This is a genomic window from Streptomyces sp. NPDC090445 (assembly GCF_044769385.1).
Classification (GTDB): domain Bacteria; phylum Actinomycetota; class Actinomycetes; order Streptomycetales; family Streptomycetaceae; genus Streptomyces.
The window spans coordinates 108,036-128,720 of record NZ_JBIVXV010000006.1 but is presented as its reverse complement, the minus strand read 5'-3'; the positions used below and the strand labels follow the sequence as shown (position 1 = coordinate 128,720).

Here is a 20,685-nt window from a genome sequence, read left to right as displayed (position 1 = left end):
GCGCGGGACATGCCGTACGCGGAGCGGAAGGCGCGGCCGAAATGGCCGGGGCTGACGAATCCCCAGCGCCGGGCGACCGCCGCCACGGTGGCGGCGGCCCCGGCGGGCCGCGCCAGGTCCGCAGGATGTACTGCCGGACGAGCGCCAACACGGCCCGCGCCGACTCCGGTGCCTGCGGCAGCAGTTGACCCGACCGCTCCCGGATGAGCAGCGCCGGCAGGTCCGTCGCGATCACGCCGAGGCTCCGCCCGACGGCCGCGTCGCACGTCCCATGCCCCGGGCCAGGGACCACAGGCAGGTCGCGACCGCCGCGCTGCTGCCGCAGCCCCGGACAGGGCGGTCGACAGGGCGGTGGTCGAGAGGACGGCGGGCACGGATGGCCTCCGGGGACGAGCGCGCGGCGAACCGCGGGGAGAGGAGGGGCGGCCGGACGGCCGTGTCCGCGGCCCGCGATCTGTTCGGCGGCGCCGGAAACGCGGCCGGGGCGCAGGCGTTCCCGGCCGCCTGGGATTCCGGGCCGGCCGTCAGGCCAGCTCCGCATCCAGCCAGCGCAGGACCTCCGGGGTGACCGGGTCGGCGAGGTCGCCGAACTCCGGGTGCCGCTCCAGGTACGCCGCCATGTAGGGGCAGACGGGCACGACGCGCATCCCCGACCGGCGCACATCGGCCAACGCCTCCCGGAGCAGCAGCGAGGCCAGCCCCTGCCCGGCGAAGGCGGCGTCGACCTCCGTGTGGTGGAAGACCCGCTGCGCCGATCTGCAGCGCCACGGCATCCCCGTGGTGGCGGCCCCGAACCCGCTGCGCGGCCTCGCCGCGGACGCCGCGTACCTCGCCTCCGTGGCCGCCCGGATCGACGGCCCCGTCGTCCTCGTCGGCCACTCCTGCGGCGGCGCCCTGATCACGGTCGCGGGCACCGCGGAGAACGTCGTCGGGCTCGTGTACGTCGCCGCGTACGTCCTTGGGGAGGGCGAGAGCCCGGGGAACTCCAGGGCCGCTTCCCCGCGTCCCCGCTGTCGGGCAGCCTCGACCAGTGGACGTACCCGCTGCCGGACGGCGGCCGCGGTGTCGAGGTCACCATCGCCCGGGACGCCCTCCCCGAGGTCTTCGCCGCCGACCTGGCCGAGGACGCCACCGGCATCCTGGCCGTGGCCCAACGGCCCCTCGCCGTGGCGGCCTTCGCCGAGAGGGCCTCCGCCGCGGCGTGGCGGACCGAGCCGTCCTGGGCCCTGTTGGCGGGCGCCGACCGGGCGATCGACCCGGAAGTGCAGCGCTACGCGGCCGAGCGCGCCGGGGCGACGGTCGTCGAACCGGCCGACGCCTCGCACGCCGTCGCCGTGTCCCGGCCGAAGGAGGCCGCCGCGCTGATCCGCGAAGGGCCTGACCGGGCTGCGGCGGCCGGTTCAGACGGCGAGGCCCTCGACCGGCTCCGCCCCGGGCAGCAGCCCGAAGAGGGAGCCGGGGGCGATGAGCTTGCCGCGCCGCCGGCCGCTGCCGACGAGTACGTACGGCATCCCCGCGATCGACGCGTCCACCAGGAGCGGCCAGTCGGCGGGCAGCCCGATCGGGGTGATCCCGCCGTACTCCATGCCCGTCGCCTCCACGGCCGTGGCCATCGGCGCGAACGACACCTTGCGGGCCCCGAGCCGGCGCCGGACGACGCCGTTCACGTCGACCCGGCCCGCGGAGGGCACGAGGCAGGCGGCGAGGGAGGTTTCACCGCCCCGCTTGGCGGCGACGACCACGCAGTTCGCGGACTGGCCGAGCAGCTCGCGGCCGTAGTGCTCGACGAAGGCCGCGGTGTCGGCGATCGCCGGGTCGGTGTCCACGTACACGATCCGGTCGGCGGGCGTCCCGCCCTGCCAGTCGCGGATCGCCTCCGCGACGGGGGCGGTGAGTTCGGCGAGGCACTGCGGTGCGGGCCGGGCGTCTTCGAAGGGGCCGATCGGTGCGCGCATCCCGGCACCGTAACAAAGATCCCGCAGCCGGCCCCGCGGTGTCCACAGCCCGGACGCGCGGGGCGCCGGGCGGGCGACGGGCCGGGCGTCCGGAGAGGGCGGGTCAGCGGGCGACCAGCCGCCACTGCCGCTCGGGGCGGCTCCCGCACACGGACTGGACGACCGCCGCGGTCTGCCGGGTGTCCCCGCCGGCGACGGACAGGCACAGCCCGCTGTTGTGGTTGACGACGCGGTACAGCGGGCGCCCGGCCTGGTCCGGGCCCTGGTGCTCGAACCGCCACAGGTGGTCGGGATAGTCACCGCACGGGAACTGGTTGACGGTGACATCGGCGGCCTTGTTCGCGGCGGGTACCGCCACGCACAGCCCGCTGTTGTCGTTGACCACCCGGTGGAGCGGGCCGGAGCCCCCGTCTCCCCAGGGCTCGATGCGCCAGCGGTGGTCTGGGTGGTTCCCGCAGCCGAACTGGTTGAGCTCCACCACCTCGGTGCTCGCCGCGGGAACCGCCAGGCACAGCCCACTGTTCTGGTTCACGATCCACACGGGCGCGCCCACCGGGATCCCCGGCGCCTTGGCGTCCTGCTTCCGCTCGGCGGAGGGCGAGGGGGAGGGCTGCCCGGCCCCGCCCGTCGCCGTTGCCGTGCCGGACCCCGGCGACGCACCGCCCGCGGAGGCCGAGGGGGAGGGGGAGGGTGCCGGCGTCGCAGTGGCCGGACCGGGCGGGGAGGCGGAGGGCGAGGGCGTCCCGCTCCCCGGACCGCCCGGTCGTACGCCGGTGGGCTGCGGTGCCGCCGCCGGACCCGGCCGCGGCTGCGCCATCAGCAGGGTCGCCACCAGGCCCACCGCGGGGACGCCGACGCCCACCAGCCACCAGGCCCACCGCGGCGGGACGTATCCCGCCGCGGCGCCGGCCGGCGGTGCGCCGTCGTCCGCTCTGTCCCCGGCCTCGGGTTCCTGCGCCACGACCGCCCCCGTCCCGATGCGAACGCATCAGCCGACTCTGCGTCGTAGCAGTATCACTGACGGATCATCGGATGGCGCCGGGAGACCGGGAGACCGGGAGACCGGGGGACCGGGGGACCGGGAGGCGGTCGCGGGCTCGGGGACGGTCGGGCGACGGTCAGGCGACGGTCACGAACCTGGCGGTGCTCGGCACCCCCTGCGCGTCGAGGGCGAAGAGCATGTACGTCCCCGGCAGGACCACGCCCGTGTCGGAGGGGATGGACACCGTGTGCGTGCCGTTCCCCGCGGCCGCGGACGCCAGCGGCACCCGCCGCTGGTCGTTGTCCGTGGAATGGGTCGCGGCAGCGGCCCGCATCAGGACGAACGACGCCACTTGGCCCTCGGTGCTCACCGTCAGCGACGCGCCGGGCGCGGCCCGCGGCGGCACGCCGCCGGAGATGACGGGACGCGGCTTCGGCGAGCCGTCCGCGTTCAGCAGGTACGGCGGCGTGAACACGGCCCCGTCGGCGTGGTTGGTGGCGCAGTCACCGCACAGCCCGCCGCCGCCCGAGAAGATCCGCCCGTCCGGCAGCAGGTTCGCCACGCTGTGGTAGTTGCGCGGAATGGCCATGGTGGCGAGCGGGGTGAAGGCGCCCGTCGCCGGGTCCCACAGCTCGGGGGTCAGGACCGAGGTGGCGTCGCTGAACGGCACCGGGTAGGCCTGCCCGCCGAAGACGGCCACCTTGCCGTCCGGCAGGACCACGCTGTTGCTGAAGCCGCGGGCGTGCTCCAAGTCGCCCGTGCGGGCGGACTGGACCTGGTTGCCCGAGATGCCCACGGTGTACGCGAGCCGGGTGGCGGGGGTCCTCTCGTAGGCGGGCGAGCCGCCGAGCGTGAGGAGCTTGCCGATGTCGTAGGCCACGGCGTTGCCGGTCATGGCGTCCGGGCTGTCGGAACGGTTTCCGGCGGCCGTGATGCTGCCGTTGCCGCCCGTCGTGATCCAGTTCATCTGCTTGCTCGGGCCCAGCTGCAGGACCTTGCCGCCCGAAGTGGCGTGCAGCCACATGTGGTTGTCGGACCGGTACGGGCCCGCCGGGTCGGCCGTCTGCGCGGGCGCGGCGGGGACGCCGGGCAGCTTGCGCCAGGTGCGGGTGTCCGGCGACCAGGCCTCGCCCGCCCTGTCGCCGCCGGCGCCGCTCCAGGACCCGCCGAGGACGAAGGCCTCGCCGGTGGAGAGCAGCGTCATGGCCTGGTAGCCGCGGGCGATGTTCATGCTGGTGGTCGCGGACCAGGCGTCGGTGGCCGGATCGTAGATGCTGGCCTTCTCCGCGTTGCTGCCGCCGGTGACCAGCACCCGGCCGTCGGCGAGCATCACGATGCCCGGGCAGAACATGTCGTGGCCGGTGTTGTCGATGCGGCGCTGGGTGACCCTGCCCGTCTTCAGGTCCAGGATCGCGGTCTGGGTGTAGCCGTTGCTGCCGCCGAAGCGGTCGACCGCGTACGCCGACCAGGCCAGCAGCTTGTCGCCGGGCAGGACGGCGGTGGCCACGGGCACCAGCGGGAAGCCGGTGATCCGGTCCCAGGAGCCGTGGACCGCCGGGTCGGCCGGACCGCTCAGGCGTATCTCGCCGGCCGAGGTCCACGGGCCGCGGCCGCCGGCCTCGCTGGTCACGGTCAGGCGTACGTAGCGGGCGTTCTCGGTGCGGGTGAAGGTGGCCGTCTTGGCGGTGTCGTCGTCCCGCCACGTGCCCGAGGCGACCGGCGCGCCGAAGGCGGTGCCGTCGGTGCTGGTGGTGACGGTGTACGCGCCCGCACGCCCGTTGGCCCCGTCGGGGCGGGGGTGGTAGACGAGCGCCGACACGGCCGCGGTGCGGTGCATGTCGATGGTGATGCTGTGCGGCAGCGCGGCGGGGGTGCCCGTCCACTTGCTGTGCCAGAGGGTCGCGTCATTGCCGTCGAGGACGTTGGCGGCGCGGCCGTTCTCGCCGGTGGTCTCCTCGTCGCTGGCCGTGGCCGTCCACCCGGTGCGGGACAGGTCGACGGTGGCGGCCGGGGTTCCGGGGTCGCCCAGCAGGTTGATCTCGGCGGCGGAGGTCCAGGGCCCGCGGCCGCCGGCCTCGGTGAGCCCGGTCAGCCGCACGAACCGGGCCCCCTGCGGGGCGAACCCGAGGGTCTTGGCGCTGGCGTCGTCGGCGAGCGTACCGGTGGCGACCGGGCTGCCCCAGTTCCGGCCGTCCGCGCTCAGGCTGATGCTGTACTCGCCGGGGCGGCCGTTGGCCGAGTTGCTGCGCGGCAGGTAGACGAGCGCGGAGACGACCGCGGTGCGGTGCATGTCGACGGTGATGCTGTGCGGCAGCGGGGCGGGGGTGCCCGTCCACTTGCTGTGCCAGAGGGTGGCGGTGTTGCCGTCGAGGACGTTGGCGGCGCGGCCGTTCTCGCCGGTGGTCTCCTCATCGCTCGCCGTGGCCGTCCATCCGGCCCGGTCGAGAACGGGAGCCGTCGGTTCCATGGCGTTCGCGGGCGCGATGGGGTGGTGCGGGGAATCCACCGCCGTCTGCTGGTCGAAGGGAACGGGCGCCGGCTTGGGCGACGGGCGGGCCGGGCTCGCGACCCCCAGCCAGGGGGTCAGGCCGACCAGCAGGGAACCGAGGCTGAAGGCGATGAGCAGAGACGAGCGGCGTAACGCACGGGTGAGGGCGAGAAAGCGCCTGGACTGCAACCGGGCCTCCTGGGGCGAACCGACATGTCCCCAGAACATAGGCCAGTGACACAGCAACTCGGCAGAGTCACAAAGGAGTTGGCGGGAAAGTGCGGCGTACCGAAACCTGCCGGAGCGAAGCCGGAGCCGTCAGTCGGCGGGGCTCCGCCGCCGCCGGCGCCAGTGCCAGGCCGCTCCCACCCCGATCGACGCCACCGTCAGGGCGATGGCCAGCACCGGCCAACCCCGGTCCGCGATACGCAGGTTGGTGACCAGGACGCCGATGACGAACCCCAGCGGGACCAGCACCGACAGCAGCGCCCTGAGCGCCGACACCACCATCTCGGGCTCGATCCTCGCGGCCCGCCGCGGCCGGGCGGCAGGCGGCTCACCGAAGTAGAAGGCGGTGGCCCGCGCCAGGAGTTGGCCGGTGGACCGGTCGTACGACAGCGCCATGTACGGGAGCCAGACCAGGGGGACGGCCATCCCGACCAGCAGCACCGCGGCGAGCAGGACGTACCGGCCCGTCTGGACCAGCCACCGCGGCAGCCGGCCAGGCATCTCGTCCCCCGGTGTGATCAGCCCCAGCAGCCGCGCCATCCGCATGACCAGCCGGTGCACGGCCGTCATGCGCCCCGGCGGCGGCGCGGCCGCAGGCGCGCCGCCGTCCTCGGGGAGATACACGTCCGCGAGTACGGCCCGCGCCCGGCCGACGTCCGCGTACACGCCCTGCAGGACGAGGAGTTCGGCGGCCCGCTCCGGGTCCGTGGGGTCCCGGCCGTCGAGGGCGGCCAGTTCCAGGCAGGCCTGCGCCTGGCTGAGGATGGCCACGCAGAAGGCGAACGGGATCAGGACGAGGAAGGGGCCGCCGACGAAGGCCCCTTCGGTCACGGTCCGGCGCTTCCCCCGGGTGAGGACCCGGGACCGCAGCCCGGCCGGGTCGGCGTCGGGGTGCGCCTCGCGCATCCGCTCCACCGAGCGCGCCGCGACCGGGCCCATGTGCCGTACGGCGAAGGCGGCGAGGAACTCGGGCAGGTGGTGCGGGTCCGCGCTCGCCGACCTCAGCAGCGACCGCGTGAGGACGCGGTCCCGCAGCGGGTCCGCATCCCTGCCCCCGCGGGGGATGTCCGGCACGGCTCACCTCGCCTCCGGCACCCGAAGCGTCCGCCCGCCCGGGGGCCGCCTTCCTTCCGCGGCTCCCGGTCCGGCTGCGGAGCGTTGCGTGCGCATCACCGTGCGCGACCCGGCTCCGGCCGGGCCGCGCCGGGCCAGGGGTTGCAGGATCCGGGTCAGGAGCCCAGGATGCGGGCCTTCTGGGCAGCGAACTCCTCCTCGGTGAGGACGCCCTGCTCCTTGAGGGTCGAGAGCTCCTTGAGCTGGCTGATCTTGTCGTCCATGCCGACGTCGGCGGCCGGAGCCGGAGCCGGAGCCGGAGCCGGGGGCGGCGGGGGTGCCTGCTGTGCGTACGCGGCCTGGGCCTGCTCCGCGTCCTGCTGGGCCCAGCGGCCGGCCTGGCGGCGCGAGACGCGGTTGGAGACGGCGGTGGCCGTACCGGCGACGACGGCGGTCCGTGCGACGCCGCGAAGGAGTCCGGGCATGGTGTCCTGCCTCTTGTGGGGGGAGTGGATGGGGGTCCGGAGCCTTCAGGCCGCGGAATCGAGGCCGTCCAGCGCCTCGATCACGTCCTGCACCGGCACGCGCCCGCTCGCGATCATCCGGGCGTCGGCGCGGCGGAGGGCGGCCGCCAGGGGCGCGGCCCAGGTGTTCTCGTAGAGCAGCACGGCCGCGGAGTCCCCGGGCTGGAGCAGGGAGCCGGCCTCGGCCATGTCGTCGTCGCCGATCAGCCCCGTGGACACGCCCTCGAAGAGCGTGAGGTCCAGCTCGCCGTCGCCGTTCACGTCGGCCAGGGCGATGCCCTCGACCGTGCCGTCCTCCAGCTTCGTGAAGAAGGTGAGGTCGAGGATGCGGATGATGCCGCGCTCGACGAGGTCCATCAGCAGGGGCATGCCCTCACCGGTCAGGTGGCTGCCGGGGAACTCGACGACCAGGTAGTCGATGGGGCCGAGTTCATCCAGCTTGTCGTTTTCTCTGGTCACGTCAGCTCCTGTCGCAAGGCCCGGCGACGCGGTCACGGGCCGGGGCGTGGGCCGAGCCGCCGCCTCGGGGCCGCCGGCACCTTGCCACGACCGTAACGCGCACCCCGGGCCCGGGGATCACCTGCCGGGGGTGACCCGGCGGCACGGCCCACCCGGCCCGGCACCCCCGGCACCCGGGGGAGGAGCAGGCCCCGGCGCACGGGAGCCCGGCACGCCCGGCGCCCGGGGTCCGGCACGCCCGGCGGCGCCCGGGGTCCGGCACGCCCGGTCCCGGGCGTGGGCCCAGCCCGCCCCGCGCTCACCCCGCCCGGGTGATGCACCGCGTCACCGCCGCCCGCATGATCGGACGGACGGCCACGAGAAAGGGTGATCGATCATGTGCAGGTGGCTCGCGTACTCGGGAAGCCCCATGCTCCTCGACACCATCCTCTACAGACCCAAGCACTCCCTGATCGACCAGAGCCTCCACGCGCGCATGGGCGTCGAGACGACCAACGGAGACGGGTTCGGCATCGGCTGGTACATGGACGGGGGCGCCATCGGCACGCCCGCGATCGTCCGCGACGTCGGCCCCGCCTGGAACAACCGCAACCTGCGGGAGATCGCCGGGCACGTCATGTCCCCGCTGCTCTTCGCCCACATCCGGGCCTCGACGGGCACGGCGGTGCAGCAGACGAACTGCCATCCCTTCCGGCACGGCCGCTGGATGTGGATGCACAACGGCTCCATCGCCGATTTCCACCGCATGCGCCGGGACCTGTGCCTGGCCGTCGACCCCACCCTCTTCCTGGACATCGAGGGGACCACGGACTCGGAGACGATGTTCTTCCTCGCCCTCACCTTCGGACTGGAGGACGACCCTCCGGGCGCGGTGGCCAGGATGGTGGGCCTGGTGGAGCGCGTCGGCCGCGAGCACGGTATCGCCGACCCCATGCAGATGACCGTCGCCGTGACGGACGGGACGGCGATCTGGGCGTTCCGCTATGCCAGCGGGGGCAACGCCCGGTCGCTGTTCTACAGCTCCAAGGTGGAGTCGCTGCGGTCCCTGCACCCCGAAGTGGAGCTCCTGCAGGAGGTGTCCGACGAGACCCGCCTGGTGGTGTCGGAGCCGCTGGGCGACCTGCCGGGAGCCTGGAACGAGGTGCCCGAGGGCGCGTACGGGGTCGTGCGGGCGGGCGCGGACGCGCTCCACACGTTCACCCCGGTCCCGGCCTGACCCGCCCCCCGCCGGCCCTCCACCGGCCGCCCGGGCGACCCGCCCGGGCGACCCGCCCGGGCGACCCGAACACCGGTCGGGTACCCGGTGCGGGGAACCCCCGTTCGAGGGAGATCGTTGTCGGCGTATGAGCACCAGTGAGGGAAGGGGAGAGGCATGAGGTACGACCTCTCCCAGCGCCTGGTCGTCGGGATCGCCTCCAGCGCCCTGTTCGACCTGACCGAGTCCGACGCCGTCTTCCGCGAGCAGGGCGAACAGGCCTACCGCGCCTACCAGGAGGAACACCGCGAGGACACCCTGGACAAGGGCGTCGCCTTCCCCTTCATACGCCGCCTGCTGTCGCTGAACGACCTCGCGATGCAGCCGGGGGACCCGCTGGTCGAGGTGATCATCCTCTCCCGCAACGACCCGGACACCGGACTGCGGGTGATGCGCTCGGTCGAGGCGTACGACCTGCCGATCACCCGCGCGATCTTCCGGCCGGGCCGCTCCTCGCACCGCTTCATGCCGGCGCTCAACATGTCCCTGTTCCTGTCCGCCAACGCGCAGGACGTCCGCGAGGCCGTCGCCGCCGGCCTTCCCGCCGGACACGTCCTGGCCTCGGCCTCGGCCGACGACCCGGAGGACCCGGAGCTGCGGATCGCCTTCGACTTCGACGGGGTCCTCGCCGACGACAGCTCCGAACGCGTCTTCCAGGCCGACGGCATCGACGGGTTCCGGGCCCACGAAGTCCTCAACGCGGCCACCCCGCACGACCCCGGCCCGCTGCGGGACTTCCTCGCCGGGATCAACCGGATCCAGCGCCGGGAAGAGGAGGAACACCGCGAACGCCCCGACTACCGGCCGCGGGTGCGTGTCTCCCTGGTCACCGCGCGCAACGCACCCGCCCACGAAAGGGCGGTGCGCAGCCTCAAGAAGTGGGGACTGCGGGTCGACGACGCGTTCTTCCTCGGCGGCATAGACAAGGCGGCCGTCATCGCCACCCTCCAGCCCCACATATTCTTCGACGACCAGGTCGGCCACCTCGGCGGAACGGCGTCCAGCGCCCCGAGCGTCCACGTGCCGTTCGGAGTCGCCAACGCCGGCGCCTGATTCCGTGCGCGGCCCGGCGGGGCAGCAGCCTGCCCCGCACGGTCACCGGGAGCCGTACAGGTCCGCAGCCGTGAGCAGGAACAGCTGGGCGTCCGTCCACGGGTCCACGGCGGTGTCGGCGCCGCCCCCGGCGAGGGCGGCCGCGACGGCGCGCACCCGGGCCGCGGCAGTGCCCAGCCCGGTCCGGTCCAGGGTGGCCGCCGCCCGGTCGAGCCGGTCCGGTCCGGTCCGGTCGAGGTGGCGCAGGCCGCGGTGGGCGGCGTCCGCGAGCGCGGCGAGCGCCTCGGCCAGCGCCCCCGCGACCGGATCCGCATCAGCGTGCGCCGCCGGGGCCGTGGCGGTGGCCGGCCCGGTCGGTGCCAGGTCGGGCACGGTGACGGCGGACCCGGCAAGCACGGCGATGGGTTCGATGAGGATCCCGGCGGACGCCGCGGGTCCGGAGCCGGTGGCCGCCCGGACGAACCCGCTGAGGTGGCAGGGGCTGTCGCCGACGCCGTCGAGGGCCGCGGCGAGCGCGTCCAGGCCGCCGGGCGCGTATGGGTTGTACGGCGCCGCGAGGAGGGCCCGGTTGCCGTGCACATCCCGGAGGACGGCCGCCAAGCGCTGCTCGGCAGGGTCATAGCCGAGGCCCTCGACGGCGTGCACGGCCAGCACGTGGACGTCGTCCGCGGCCACCCGCGCCCGTACCGGCCGGGGCGGGCGGGCCCGCACTCTTTCCGCGAGCGCGGCGAAGTCCCGTACGAGCAGGGGCTCGGGGAGGTCCGTCCAGGACCTCCCGGCCGGCGTGACACCGGTACCGCCGGTCCGGGAAGCGCCGAACGCGACGATGTGCCCCGGGGTGCGGGACGCGGCCTCGCTGAGCACGTTGCCGGCGGCCAGCGCGCCGAAGGTGCTGCCGGCGGTGCGCCGCCGCGCCAGGTCCGGCCCGGTCGGCGCCGGCTGGTCGCCGGCGGCCTGCGCCTCGGTCAGCTCCCAGCGGCGGCGCAGGACGAGGGCGATGCCCGCGCGGGCGTGGGCGAAGTACACCTCGGCGGTACGGGACGCGGGGTCCCCGGTGACACGGCAGCCGAGCCCGGTGAGCCGGACCCGGCGCAGCGGGGTGGTACCGGGCTCGCCGGTGCCGTGGCTGCCGGTCCGGTGCCGGGCGGCCACCTCGGTCAGCAGCTCCGCGAACCGTTTGGGCCGGTGGCGGGCACTGCGGGAGGCGTGTTCCGCGAGCTGCTCGGCGAGGTCGGCGGCAGCGTCGGCGGTCCAGTGCATGCCGTGGCCCGCCAGTTCGCCCCGGACCCGGTGCAGGCCCGCGGCGAGCACGGGCCCGGCGTGTGCCGCCCCGTCCAACAGGAGTTCGGTGGCGAGCCCGGCAGCCGCCCGGGCGGCCTCGTCGGCGGTCCGGGCCGGCTGGAGCGGCCCGCCGGCCCGGACGTCGGCCGGCGGGTCCGCCGGGTCGGCGGCGAGCGCGGCACGGAACGCCCACACGGCGAGGGCCACAGCCGGGCCGCGGTGTTCGGGGCGGGCGTCGGTGAGGGCGTACCCGAGCGCACGCGGGACGGTGAACCGCACGGTCGCGGTGGCCAGTTCGGCCCGGGCCTCGGGCGCCCCCGGCGCGGGGTGGGTGAGCCGCGCGGAGTAGCCGCGGGCCAGGGCGCGGCGGGCGGCGGTGACGGCCCGTGCCCCGAGCGCCTCGGTCAGCTCCTCGTCGGTGACACTCCCGGGCGACCACACCCGGGCCGCGTCGGGCCCTCGGTCCGCCGGCCCGGTGCCCGCGCGTGCCGCCCGCTCGCCACGCGGACCGCCGGGCGCACAGGCCCCGCCCACCGCAGAGGCCCGGTCACCGGTCGAGAAGCCGGATCCCCCGGAGCCGCCGGGCTGTTCGGAGGGGCCGGGCCCCGCTGCGGCCGCGGCCGGGGCTGCCGGCTGTGGCGCCGCCTGCTGCCGGTAGGCGAGGACCAGGCCGAGGAGGTGGCGGCACACGCCGGTGGCGGCGCAGCTGCACGTCCCGAGGTCGAGCCCCGCCCCCGGCGGCAGCATGCTCTCGGTGCCGTCCGGGTAGCGCCCGGTGAGGCTGCCGTCGGCGGCGGCGCCCACCACGGCTCCGGTACCCGAGGCGAGTTCCTTCGCGGCGCGTTTCACCAGGCCCCGGTTGGCGAGCGCAGCGAGGGCGGCGTCGGTGAGGGCCAGCAGATCGGGGCGGGCTGCGGTGCCGGCGGTCACCTGCTGAGCCTTTCGGCGACGAAGGCGGCGAGCATGCCGGGGGTCATGGCGCCGACGTGGGCGCCGGCGTCGGCGATCTCCTGGGCGAGCTCCCGGTCGTAGGCGGGCACGGCGTCCTCGTCGAGGGCGGCCAGGCCGAGTACGGTGCTGCCCTGCGCGACGAGCTGCCGCACGGTGCGGACCAGCCGGTAGGGGTCCCCGCCCTCGTAGAAGTCGGTGACCAGGACGACGATGGCCCTGCGGGGGTTGTCGATCAGCCCGGCGCCGTAGTCGACCGCGCGGGCGATGTCCGTGCCGCCGCCCAACTGGACCCGCATCAGCAGCTCCACGGGGTCGGTGACATCGGCGGTGAGGTCGACCACGGAGGTGTCGAAGGCCACCAGGTGGGTGCGCAGCCCGGGCAACCCCCACAGGGCTGCGGCGGTGACCGCGGAGTGGATGACGGACCCGGTCATGGAGCCGGACTGGTCCACGAGCAGGATCAGCTGCCACTGCTCCAGGTGCGGCCGGGTACGGGAGGAGAAACGGGGCCGTTCGATCAGCAGCCGCCGCTGCTCGGGCTGGTAGTGGGCCAGGTTGGCGCGGACCGTTGCATGGAAGTCGAAGTTCCGCGAGTGCGGGACGAGGCTGGGGCGGCGGGACCGGGTGCCGGTGAAGGAGCGGCGGATCTCCGGGGTGAGCCGGGCCATCAGCTGCCGGACGACGGCCTCGACGAGCCGTCGCGCCAGCCGCAGGACCTGGGGGTTCATCAGGTGTTTGGTGCGCAGCACGGCACGCAGCAGTGCGGGGCTGGGCTGGACGCGTTCCAGCACGGCCGGGTCGGTGACGATCTCGTGGATCCCGTACCGTTCGACGGCGTCCCGCTCGAGGCGTTCGATGGTCTCCCGGGGGAAGAGCCGGTGGACGTCGTCGAGCCAGTCGACCGCGGTCACCGCGGAAGGGCCGTCGCCGGCCCGGCGGATGCCCCGCTCCCCCTGCTCGGGGTCGCGGCCGTACAGCCACTCCAGGGCGGAGTCGCGGGCCGCGGCGGCGGTGCCGAGGCAGCCGGTGTGGCGTTCGGCGGGGCTGCCCAGGATGAGCCGCCAGCGTTCCAGCCCGGGATCGGGGGAGGGCACGGGGCCAGGGGCGGAGGCGGGGGCGGTCATGGGGCGGCTCCCAGGCCGTAGCGGTCGAGCAGGTGGCGCACGTCGTCCTCCAGATGCCGGGCCCGGGCGATGAGCAGCGGGTCGGCCGGGGTCCGCAGCAGGCCGCCGGCGGAGCCGCGCAGCCCGCGACGTTCGATGAGGCGGGCTGCGATGCGTTCGCGTTCGCGGGGCGGGAAGTAGGCGAAGGCCTGCCGGAGGGCGGGCAGGCCGGCGAGGAACTCGTCCTCCGGCTGCTCGGCGACCAGGGCGTCGAGTACGCCGAGCAGGCCGTCGGCCCGGCCTTCCGGGCCCTCTGGGCCCGCCGGGCCGGCAGCGGGCGCGGTCAGCTCGTCGCGGGCCAGCGCGAACAGCCCGGCCAGCCAGTCGCCGAGGGCCGCGGTGCCGGCGACCGCCCGCACCGCGGCCGCGGCGTCGCCGGCCCCGGACGGGCCGCCGGGAACAGATCCGCCCGGGCCGTGCCCGAGGGTGCGGCACAGCCCGAACGCGGCGCCGCGCAGATCGGCGGGAGCCGCCGGGGCGGCGCTGATCCGGCCGCAGACGGCGGTCACCGCCGCCCGGTCCAGGGAGAGCAGCGGTGCGGCGTGCAGCAGGGCGTCCCGTACGCCGGCCAGCGCGCGCAGCCGGCCCCGGTCGACGTCGCCCGGACCGTGCAGTCCCTCGGCCAGCCACAGCACCCGCGCGACGGCGGCGTCGACGAACCCGGCCAGCAGCGGGTCGCCGGCGACCCCGTACACCCGGTCGTGCCGCCACAGCCCGAGGGCGGTGTGCAGGGCCTCGCCGAGCGGGCCGGGGTCGCCGGCCCGGTCGACGGCGGCCCGGAGCTCCGCGAGCAGCGGGCCGAGCAGCCCGGTCGTGCCGCAGGCCACCGCGTCGAACAGGGTCCGCGCGAGGGCGTCGGGGGCGGCGCCGGCCGCCCGCACCTGTTCGCCGAGAGCGGTGGCGGTCGCGTCCTCCAGGGTTCTGCCGTGGCCGGAGGCCTCGATCAGCGCGGCTTCCCGGGCGCCCGCGGCGGGGTCCGGCGCCCAGCGCTCGACGGCCTCGGGGTCGGCGCCGTCCGCGGGGCCGCGGGTGCGGGCGTAGCCGGGGATGCCGAGGACCCGCAGGCAGTGCAGGACGCGGCTGGCGGCCAGGCCGCCGGGTTCGGTGAGGCGGAGGGTGACGGCTCGGGTGCCGTCCAGGCCGAGGGCGGCGAGCCGGGCGGTGACGTCGTGCACGATCGGCGGAACCGGGGTGTCCGGGTGGAGCCGGCCGGTCCGGTCGCCGCGGCCGGCGGCCACCATCTCGACGAGGACGGGGTGGGTGCCGGGGCGCAGCGGCCCGCGCCGGGTCCACGGCAGGGGTTCGTCGACGGCTTCGTCGAGGAGGGCGCCGGCGAGCCCGTCGAGCAGGTCGAGGCGGGCGGGCCGGTGGTGTCCGCGGAGCGCGGCCAGGCCCTGTGCGGTGGCCCGGGCGGCGATGAGCGAGGCCGTGGACACGTGCAGGCCGCGGCTGCGGAGCCGCTCGGTGATGTCCTGCACCAGCGTCTCCCCGGCGGCGGCCGGGCCGTGCTCCCACACGTGCTGGTGGAAGCCGGGGGAGGGCATGCCGGACTGGTAGCCGGTGAAGGAGTCGAGCTGGCGGAAGGAGTACGGGACGAGATGGCTGCCGACGAGCGCGTCCGCGGCGGGCTGCGGCACCGGCGGAGGCCCGTCCGCGGAGGCGGAGACGGAACTCCCCGCCTCCGGGCCCGTCTCGGGGCCCGCCGCCCCCGGGCCCGTCGACCGCCGGTCCGCGGCCCCGGTGAGGGAGACGAGGGCGGGACGGTGGAAGCCGCCGGTGACGACCAGGACCGGTCCCGCACCGGGTTCGGCCAGGGCGGCGCGGACCCAGGACGCCATGTACTCCTCGCGGGCCCGGTCCGAGGCATCCGCCCCGGTGTCGCCGCGGACCACGTCGAAGTACAGGGCGATCCGTTCGGCGAGGGCCTGGTCGTCCTGTCCGCCGGGCTCCGCCGCCTCGAACATCCGGTCCCAGAGGGCGTCGGCCGAGTCCACGCCGAACCGGTCGCACAGCCGGGCGGTGGCCCGCTCGTAGCGGGCCTCGGCGTCCGCGTACCGGTTGCTGCGGCCGGCGAACGCGGGATGCCACGAGGGCAGGTCGATGAAGCGGACCTGCGCGCCGGCCGCCCGGCCCTCGGTGAGCGCCACCCACTCGGGGGAGTAGTCGCAGAACGGGGTCCACGAGGTGGCGGCGCGTTCCGCGTCGCGGTAGTGGCTGAACACGGCGATCGGCAGCCGGTGGCCGAGCAGCAGCTCGCCGAGCCGGTCGTTGAGGTCGGCCGGTCCCTCCACCAGTACGTGGCTGGGCCGGAGCGCGGCGATGGTGCGGGAGACCAGCCGCGCGCAGGCGGGCGAGTGGTGGCGGACGCCGAGGAAGTGGGCCGTCAGGGTGCTCACCCCGCGATCAGGTGCCGGGCGGCGTGCAGCTCCCGCCAGGCCGGCCCGGTGTGCTTGGCGGCGCGCTGCTCCAGGTAGCGGCGCAGCCGGGCCAGGTCCTCCGGGTTGTCCTTGGCCGCCGTACCGGCCAGGCAGGTGACCAGGTCTGCGGCGTTGCCCGGCTCGCCGCGCAGGAACCAGCCGCGGACGCCGACCGCGTGGGCGACGGCGACCGCCTCGGCGGTGCTCATGACCGCGCTCATCCGGTCGGCGCCGTGCCCGCGGTGGTGCGGGCCGTCCCCTCCGGGGCCGCCGGCCCGCAGTTCCCGGAAGGTGGTGACGAGGACGTCCACGATGTCCGGGTCGGGGGCGACGGCCACGCCGGAGGCGCGCAGCAGGGCGGTGGCCTCGGCCTCGACGAGGGCGGCCTCGGCATCGCGGTCGGCGATCGGGAACACCGTCTCGAAGTTGAAGCGGCGCTTGAGAGCCGCGCTCATCTCGTTGACCCCGCGGTCCCGGGTGTTGGCGGTGGCGATCACGTTGAACCCGTGGGCGGCGAAGGACAGCCCCGCCTCCCCGGGGAGTTCGGGGATGGTGACGACCCGCTCGGAGAGCAGGGACAGCAGGGAGTCCTGCACCTCCGGCGGGCAGCGGGTGATCTCCTCGAAGCGGACGAGCCGGCCCTCCCGCATGCCGCGCAGTACCGGCGCGGGCACCAGGGAGCGCTCGGACGGGCCCTCGGAGACCAGGAGGGCGTAGTTCCAGGAGTACTTGATCTGGTCCTCGGTGGTCGCGGCGCCGCCCTGGACGACCAGGGTGGAGTCGCCGCTGACGGCGGCGGCGATCAGCTCGGACAGGAGCGACTTGGCGGTGCCGGGCTCCCCGACGAGCATCAGGCCCCGGTTGGTGGCCAGGGCCACCAGGGCCCGTTCGACGAGGGAGGTGTCGCCGACGAACTTGCGGCTGATGCCGGTCTCCGGGTCCCCGGTGATGAACCGGAGCGCGGCCCGCAGGCTGAGCTGCCAGCCGGGCGGGCGGGGCGCGTCGTCGGCGGCCCGGAGCGCGGCCAGCTCCTCGGCGTACCGGACCTCGGCGGGCGGCCGCTGGATGCGGTGCCGCTCCGCCCCGGAGATGTCCTGACCGGGATGGGTGGGGGAGGCGGTCATGCCGTCAGCTCCGTCAGGTCGGTGAGCACTTCGGAGGCCGTGACCGGGTCGAGGTCGGCGAACGTCAGCGGGTGGCTGTGGCTGCACCAGTAGTCGCCGGGCGTCGTGTCGAGCCAGACGGTCTCCAGCGTCTGGTCGGGGTACGTGTCGACCATGCCGACCGCGATGCCCTCGTCGGGGGCGATGACGAGGTAGCACTGCCTGCCGAGACGGCGTGAGATCCACCGCTCCACCCCGTTGTCCTCGGGGCTGCCGCGCTCCCAGCCGCGCTTGGTGAGGCCGAGGAGCCGGCCGACGGGGACGGTGATGCCCTCGAAACGGGTGAGTCGGTGTCCGGCGGCCTCCTCCTCGGTGACCGCGTACACGGCCCGGCCGAGCTGCGGGAACGGCTGGAGGATCTCGTAGTCGGCGAACAGCTCCGACCAGGCGGCGACCGTGTCGGTGCCCAGGTGCAGCGGGTGTGGCAGGCTGACGACGGCGTCCGCCCCGAGCGTGAACGTGTCGTCTTCGGCGTCGGCGAGGCTGCGGTCCTCGGCGATCCGGAACTCGGCGGTCGCATCGCCGTCGACGGCCCGCCACACCAGGCGGCGGGCCAGGTGCCACACCAGCGGGTGCTCGGCGAACAGCATCCGGAACTCCTCGGCGGTCCAGGTGCGGCCGTCGACCATGGCGGCCTCCAGACGGCGCACCTGGTCGGCGGCGATGGCGCGGACGTCCTTCTTCAGGGCGGCGAACCGCTTGCGCTCGGCGGGGGCGAGCTCCGGGTCGTCCTTCACGCCCGGCTTGGGCAGGTCCTTGAGGCGCTTGCCGGCGGTGTCGGCCACGTACGGCTTCAGCTGCTCGTCGAAGCCGACGATGAAGCGGCGGCTGCCGTAGTCGACGGTGGTGGTGCCGTCCGCGTCGAGCCCGAAGTCGGGCACCAGCCGGTCGGACAGCTGCTCGCCGGTCAGGCCGAGACCCGCGGCGACCTCGGCTATCTTCTCGCCGGCGCGGGCCTTGAGGGCCTTGAACTTCGCCCGCTGGGCGATGGCGTGCAGGCTGAGCAGGGCGTTGTCGGTGCCGATCGCGGCGAGCACGTCGAGGCCGTCGACGGCCCGGTGGTGGGCGCCCTCCCCGGGCCAGTTCCGGATGATCGGGGCGAGCAGCCGGACGGTGTCGTTGTCACCGAGGCCGCCGAGCTGGTGCAGCGCCCAGGCGTCCTTGGCCGGCATGCCGGCGAGCCGCCACTCGTCGAACACGGCCCAGCCGAACTCGGCGAACGCCGCCGGGTCGGCGATCTCCCGCACCTGCTCCACACCCGGATACAGGCTGCCGGGGGTACTGAACGCCATCATGCGGAGCAGGTGCCCGGTGGCCTCGGCCGGCAGGGCCTCGCCGGTGCGCAGCTTCAGCTGCGGCAGGGCGGCCGGGTCGGCCCAGGCGCCGGGCTCGACCGTCTTGGCGGGCAGCGCCGTCACCAGCGGGTCGGCGTCGAGGAGTTCGGCCATGGCCTCGACGGCCTGCGGGCCGTAACCGGCGGCGGCCTCCCGGACGGTGTCCGGGCCATGTGCGGTGGCGATGGCCCGGAGTGCGGCTTCGGCGGCCGTACGGGGCTTGCCGGGCTCTCCGAGGGCGTCGGGGACGAGCAGGGCGGCGGCGTCCCCGGCGTGCCGGACCAGCCAGGCGCGGGCGGTGCGTCCGGCGGACTTGAGGCGGACCAGCCAGTCGGCCATGAGCCGGGCTGTCCGCAGGTTCACGTACGGCATGAGCAGGACGCCCATGGTGGCGGGGAGCCGGCTGGCGAGACCGAGGGCCATCCGCAGGGCGTCGGCCTCGTAGCGGGCGATCAGCGGCATGAACGTCTCGGTGCCCTCGTAGCTCCAGTCGGGGCCGTCCCACTCGGCGAGGAGGGGGCCGAGGACGTCGGCGGGGCCCAGCGTGAACAGGGCGAGGGTCTGGTGGTCGTTGCCGAGGCGGCCGGCCCGCTGTTCGGCGGCGAGCTTCTCCAGGTCCAGGTGCGATGCCCAGCTCGCGGTGCTGTTCTCGGCGTCGGCCCACTCCTCCTGCTCGCCGGGCAGCCAGGCCGTGCGGGTGTCCTCGGGCGCGCTCAGCCCGGCGACCGTACGGGGCTTGGTACGCGGGCGCACGCGGGTCCACGGCGGACTGGTGAGGACCTCGGGCAGGGCGGCTGCGTCCGCCTCGGCGAGCTGCCCGTCGCGGCGGGCCAGCCGGCCGACCAGGTCGGCGGCGCCGGCCGGCAGTTCGGGCAGGACGTCCAGGGCGAGCTCGCGGTGCGTGGCCACGTGCGCCTTCAGCAGGCGGCGGGCCAGGGACGCGTTCACGGAGGTTTCCTCGGCGCTCTCCGCGAACAGGCGCAGGGCGCGCACCGGGTAGCGGCCTGCTGCGGTCAGCAGCGCGGGCCGGACCGCCTTGTCGTCGATCCGGCCGAGCAGGGCGCGGAAGGCGATGTCGGAGGGGAGTTCGGCAAGCGCCTCGGCATACGAGCGCAGGGCGTCGGTGCTGATCCAGGAGAGTTTGGACGGGTCCGCGAGGAGCGGGGCGAGGGCTGTGCCGAGGCCGTCGGCGCACGTCGCGATGAGCTCCGCGGACCAGCCGTACCAGCCGAGGTCGAAGCCGGCGGCCCGGACCGCGGCGACGTGCTCGGCGGTGCCGAGGGAGGCGGCGAGCATGAAGAGCTCGCCGAAGTGCCCGTCGCGGGAGGGGAGCGGGTCCGCGCAGCACTCACTGACCCAGTCCAGCTCGCCGGGGACTATGAAACTGACGGTGCCGCGGCGGCGCGGGGTGTCACGGTGCCCGGCCAGCGCTTCGACGGCGGCCCGGTACTCGGCCTCGGCGGCGCTCGCCAGCAGCTGCCGGGCACGCGGGGCGGTAGGGACCTTGGCGTGCCGCCGACCGTTGGCGTCGGTGATCCAGCAGACACCGGTGACGATGACGCCGGAGCGGGGGTCGGTGTGCCAGCCGGGAACGATCTGCCCGAACTCGACGGCGGCGCGGGCGGCGAACGGCAGACCGTGCCGGACGGCCCAGGCGTCCACGAACAGCTCCTGGTTGTTGCCGCCGTGCCCGATGCGGACCAGGTGCGCCAGGACGGCGGCGCCGAGCGGGTCGGGCGTCCCGGCGAGGTGGGCGCGGGCCGCCGCGACGAGCACGGGATCGCTCTGCGGGAAGTCCAGCACCCGGGCGACCAGCTCGGCCTCCTGCTCGAGCCAGGCATCGGCCAGGGCGGGCGCGGCCGCCATCGCGGACGTCGGCCGGGACACCCCGCCGCGCCGCGGAAGTACATTCCGCTTCCATGCCTCGGGGAGCTCGAAGACGTCCTCGTCGACCCGGGCCGGGGCCGTCCTCGCCGCTGCGGATGCCTGCGGGCCGTCCGCGCCGTCATCGGCGGTTGCGGTTGCGGTTGCGGTTGCGGTTGTGGTTGCGGTGGCGCGGGCTTCGGGCGCGGCAGCGGAGCCCGGGGTGTCCGCCTCGCCGTCACCGACCTGTGCGTACCCCTTCTTCTCGCGGGTGGCGACGGCCTTGGCGAAGTACGCGCGGGCTTCCTCCGCCGTGCCGAAGTCCTTGACCTGGGTCTGCCCGGTCGTGCCGGTGCGGCCGAAGCGGAGGGTCACCGAGGTGCCGTCCACCCCGCCCTCCCAGAACTTCGCCGACCCGTCCCCGACGTACTCCCAGCGCTGCACGGCCCCTCCGCTTTCCCGCGTGATCAGTTGCCGGAACACTAGCGGCGGCCACTGACAACGCCCCTCGCAGGG

15 protein-coding genes are annotated in these 20,685 nt (G+C 75.4%); 3 read left to right on the top strand and 12 right to left on the bottom strand.

Annotated elements, in window-relative coordinates:
* Nucleotides 1-524: 524 nt before the first annotated feature.
* Complete coding sequence (locus tag ACIQUT_RS15670; protein WP_403563671.1) at nt 525-851, bottom strand: GNAT family N-acetyltransferase; 327 nt, start codon at nt 849-851, stop codon at nt 525-527.
* Here ACIQUT_RS15670 and ACIQUT_RS15665 point away from each other — a divergent pair.
* Complete coding sequence (locus ACIQUT_RS15665) at nt 778-1,365, top strand: alpha/beta fold hydrolase (protein WP_403563670.1); 588 nt, start codon at nt 778-780, stop codon at nt 1,363-1,365. The two genes, ACIQUT_RS15670 and ACIQUT_RS15665, sit on opposite strands and share 74 nt — an antisense overlap.
* A 35-nt stretch (nt 1,366-1,400) precedes the next feature.
* Here the strand turns inward: ACIQUT_RS15665 and ACIQUT_RS15660 are convergent, their stop codons facing one another.
* From ACIQUT_RS15660 to ACIQUT_RS15635, 6 genes are all read right to left on the bottom strand, one after another.
* On the bottom strand, nt 1,401-1,955 hold the full coding sequence (locus ACIQUT_RS15660; protein ID WP_403563400.1) for a YbaK/EbsC family protein: 555 nt from the start codon (nt 1,953-1,955) through the stop codon (nt 1,401-1,403).
* 103 nt (nt 1,956-2,058) lie between these two features.
* The gene (locus ACIQUT_RS15655; RefSeq protein ID WP_403563398.1) at nt 2,059-2,916 is read right to left on the bottom strand and encodes an RICIN domain-containing protein; all 858 of its coding nucleotides are present in this window, start codon (nt 2,914-2,916) and stop codon (nt 2,059-2,061) included.
* Between the two features lie 157 nt (nt 2,917-3,073).
* The gene (locus ACIQUT_RS15650; RefSeq protein WP_403563396.1) at nt 3,074-5,614 is read right to left on the bottom strand and encodes a discoidin domain-containing protein; all 2,541 of its coding nucleotides are present in this window, start codon (nt 5,612-5,614) and stop codon (nt 3,074-3,076) included.
* A 129-nt stretch (nt 5,615-5,743) separates the two neighbouring features.
* The gene (locus ACIQUT_RS15645) at nt 5,744-6,727 is read right to left on the bottom strand and encodes a hypothetical protein (protein ID WP_403563394.1); all 984 of its coding nucleotides are present in this window, start codon (nt 6,725-6,727) and stop codon (nt 5,744-5,746) included.
* Nucleotides 6,728-6,882: 155 nt separating this feature from the next.
* Entirely contained in the window at nt 6,883-7,191 is a 309-nt protein-coding gene (locus ACIQUT_RS15640) for an SHOCT domain-containing protein (RefSeq protein WP_403563392.1), read from the bottom strand.
* 45 nt (nt 7,192-7,236) lie between these two features.
* Nucleotides 7,237-7,689 carry a DUF6325 family protein gene (locus ACIQUT_RS15635; protein WP_403563390.1) on the bottom strand — a complete coding sequence of 151 codons (453 nt, stop codon included), beginning with the start codon at nt 7,687-7,689 and terminating at the stop codon, nt 7,237-7,239.
* Nucleotides 7,690-8,065: 376 nt separating this feature from the next.
* Here ACIQUT_RS15635 and ACIQUT_RS15630 point away from each other — a divergent pair, with 376 nt between their 5' ends.
* Both ACIQUT_RS15630 and ACIQUT_RS15625 read left to right on the top strand, forming a co-directional pair.
* On the top strand, nt 8,066-8,905 hold the full coding sequence (locus ACIQUT_RS15630; RefSeq protein ID WP_403563388.1) for a class II glutamine amidotransferase: 840 nt from the start codon (nt 8,066-8,068) through the stop codon (nt 8,903-8,905).
* 156 nt (nt 8,906-9,061) lie between these two features.
* Complete coding sequence (locus ACIQUT_RS15625; RefSeq protein ID WP_403563386.1) at nt 9,062-9,997, top strand: 5'-nucleotidase; 936 nt, start codon at nt 9,062-9,064, stop codon at nt 9,995-9,997.
* 42 nt (nt 9,998-10,039) lie between these two features.
* On the opposite strand, the gene ACIQUT_RS15620 is transcribed toward ACIQUT_RS15625, so the two are convergent.
* The 5 genes from ACIQUT_RS15620 to ACIQUT_RS15600 are packed head-to-tail and all read right to left on the bottom strand — an operon-like array spanning nt 10,040 to nt 20,613.
* Nucleotides 10,040-12,208, bottom strand: a complete 2,169-nt coding sequence (locus ACIQUT_RS15620) for a hypothetical protein (protein ID WP_403563384.1) — start codon at nt 12,206-12,208, stop codon at nt 10,040-10,042.
* Entirely contained in the window at nt 12,205-13,353 is a 1,149-nt protein-coding gene (locus ACIQUT_RS15615) for a VWA domain-containing protein (protein WP_403563382.1), read from the bottom strand. The genes ACIQUT_RS15620 and ACIQUT_RS15615 overlap by 4 nt, the downstream gene beginning before the upstream one ends.
* Entirely contained in the window at nt 13,350-15,788 is a 2,439-nt protein-coding gene (locus ACIQUT_RS15610) for a DUF5682 family protein (RefSeq protein WP_403563380.1), read from the bottom strand. The genes ACIQUT_RS15615 and ACIQUT_RS15610 overlap by 4 nt, the downstream gene beginning before the upstream one ends.
* Nucleotides 15,785-16,933 (bottom strand): AAA family ATPase, encoded by a 1,149-nt coding sequence (locus ACIQUT_RS15605; RefSeq protein ID WP_403563378.1) that lies wholly within the window; start codon nt 16,931-16,933, stop codon nt 15,785-15,787. The genes ACIQUT_RS15610 and ACIQUT_RS15605 overlap by 4 nt, the downstream gene beginning before the upstream one ends.
* A complete protein-coding gene (locus tag ACIQUT_RS15600; RefSeq protein WP_403563376.1) occupies nt 16,930-20,613 on the bottom strand; it encodes a DUF4132 domain-containing protein in 3,684 nt (1,227 codons plus the stop codon). Before ACIQUT_RS15600 ends, ACIQUT_RS15605 begins: the two co-directional genes overlap by 4 nt.
* Nucleotides 20,614-20,685 lie beyond the last annotated feature (72 nt).

What these genes read in the sequence shown, in the direction of transcription:
- ACIQUT_RS15615 (WP_403563382.1), bottom strand. Translation starts at nt 13,353, where the DNA reads ATGACCGCCCCCGCCTCCGCCCCTGGCCCCGTGCCCTCCCCCGATCCC.
- ACIQUT_RS15640 (WP_403563392.1), bottom strand. Translation starts at nt 7,191, where the DNA reads ATGCCCGGACTCCTTCGCGGCGTCGCACGGACCGCCGTCGTCGCCGGT.
- ACIQUT_RS15605 (WP_403563378.1), bottom strand. Translation starts at nt 16,933, where the DNA reads ATGACCGCCTCCCCCACCCATCCCGGTCAGGACATCTCCGGGGCGGAG.
- ACIQUT_RS15625 (WP_403563386.1), top strand. Translation starts at nt 9,062, where the DNA reads ATGAGGTACGACCTCTCCCAGCGCCTGGTCGTCGGGATCGCCTCCAGC.
- ACIQUT_RS15660 (WP_403563400.1), bottom strand. Translation starts at nt 1,955, where the DNA reads ATGCGCGCACCGATCGGCCCCTTCGAAGACGCCCGGCCCGCACCGCAG.
- ACIQUT_RS15630 (WP_403563388.1), top strand. Translation starts at nt 8,066, where the DNA reads ATGTGCAGGTGGCTCGCGTACTCGGGAAGCCCCATGCTCCTCGACACC.